The sequence below is a fragment of the Hydrogenivirga sp. 128-5-R1-1 genome, from assembly GCF_000171895.1.
Genome location: NZ_ABHJ01000311.1, coordinates 1 through 1,572 on the forward strand (window position 1 = coordinate 1; position 1,572 = coordinate 1,572).

Annotated in this window: 2 protein-coding genes; both read right to left on the bottom strand. The window is 27.3% G+C overall.

The window, feature by feature from the left end:
- Nucleotides 1-84: 84 nt before the first annotated feature.
- Complete coding sequence (gene holA / locus HG1285_RS02100) at nucleotides 85-1,083, bottom strand: DNA polymerase III subunit delta (RefSeq protein WP_008289211.1); 999 nt, start codon at nucleotides 1,081-1,083, stop codon at nucleotides 85-87.
- On the bottom strand, nucleotides 1,080-1,572 hold a 493-nt coding region (locus tag HG1285_RS02095), incomplete at its 5' end, for a hypothetical protein (protein WP_232219536.1). The genes HG1285_RS02095 and holA, both read right to left, overlap by 4 nt.

A 1,572-nucleotide genomic window follows, 5' to 3' on the forward strand; every position in this document is an offset into this window, starting at 1 on the left:
TGAAAAGTTCTATCTGCTTTTTTATATTATCCTGACCTATATAGTCTTTTAGTGTTAAAGGTCTTAAGTCGTTTAAAGAATTTTTCATTGTAATAGCACTTTTAGAAGAAATTCTTCTGCTTTTTTTTGTACATCTTCATAATACAATTTTTGATATTTTTCAGTTTCATAAAGATATTTTATCGCATTTAGGAGTTCGCTTTTTTTCCATACATTAGATGCGTTTTCAACAGCCAATTGTTGTGGTCTGTAATTAATCCCAACTTTAGAAAATGCCAGCTGTTTTGGAGTACCTTTATCTATTAAATCTTTAAAATAAATAATTTTATTCAATAAATTTAGGATAAATGACTGTATTTCAAAAGGATGTTGACCTTCTTCAACTAACCTTTGAAAAGTGCTTACTGCATTTATATCTTTTTTTAAAAATTGATTTTGAAATACAAAGATATTAACTTGAGGTTTTGTCGTAATTACAGCATCTATATCTTCTTTAGTTATTTCGTTTTTTTCTGCTGTGTAAATCAGTAATTTTTCAATCTCCTGTTTTGTATTGTAGAGATTATTAGGAAGTTTTGAAATTAGATATTTTAAATTTTCTAAAGATATATTTTTTCCTTCCCGCTGTATTTTTTTATATACAGATAGCTCAAAAGCTTTTGGTGTAAGATGAGGGGAATTTATAACTGTTGCAGTGGAAGATATAGTTTTAAACGGCTCTTTTGCAGGAACTTTTTCTTTTTTTGATACTAAAAATAATTTATTCGGAGAGTTTATTCCTTTTATAAAATTTAAAAATTCTTTAACAGCATCTTTGGAAAGTTTTGATACAAAGGAATCTATATCCCATAAAACAGCCACATTTTCCGATGAAAAAAGCGAAGCAGAGCCAAAAATATCTTTTAACTCAGTTAAATTAACCTCATCTCCCCACAAAAAGTGAAAATTTGAACCTACGCTTTTAAATTTATCAATAAACTGTTTTTTCAACAGGTCTTCACCGCCATAAATATAAATTACAGGATTAAGATTAATTTCACTTATGTTCTTCTTTAAAAGCTTAACTATATTTTCTTCTTTCATCGTATCTGACTTAGCAAAGAAAAAATTCTAACCTGAATTAAATCTCCAAGATACTGAATGGCATACCTTTTTTCTATATCTGCTCTAAGTCCTGCCCCTATGTACTGGGTAGTTTCAGTTATGTCTTTATTTAATATAGTGCTACCTTCTTTGTCATCAACTTTTAAATTTAGACTCATAGCTATTTTATAAACATTTGCCCTTTGAGATTGAGAATATCCAATTGGATAAAAAGATAGACTTTTTAATGTTATGTACACAACTATATTTTTTTTATAACTACAATCAAGTTTTTTTCCTTGAGAGACTATAACATCTCTAAGTTTTCTATTTAAAACATCTAAAATCAGAGGCTCTGGAGAATTTATATTTACTTTTTCTATACAGACATTTAGTTTTTGTTTTTCAAAGTTAACAGGTTTATATCCGCAAGAAGAAAGAAAAAATAACAGTAATAAAATCCTTAACATTTGAATTTCTCTTTTAATT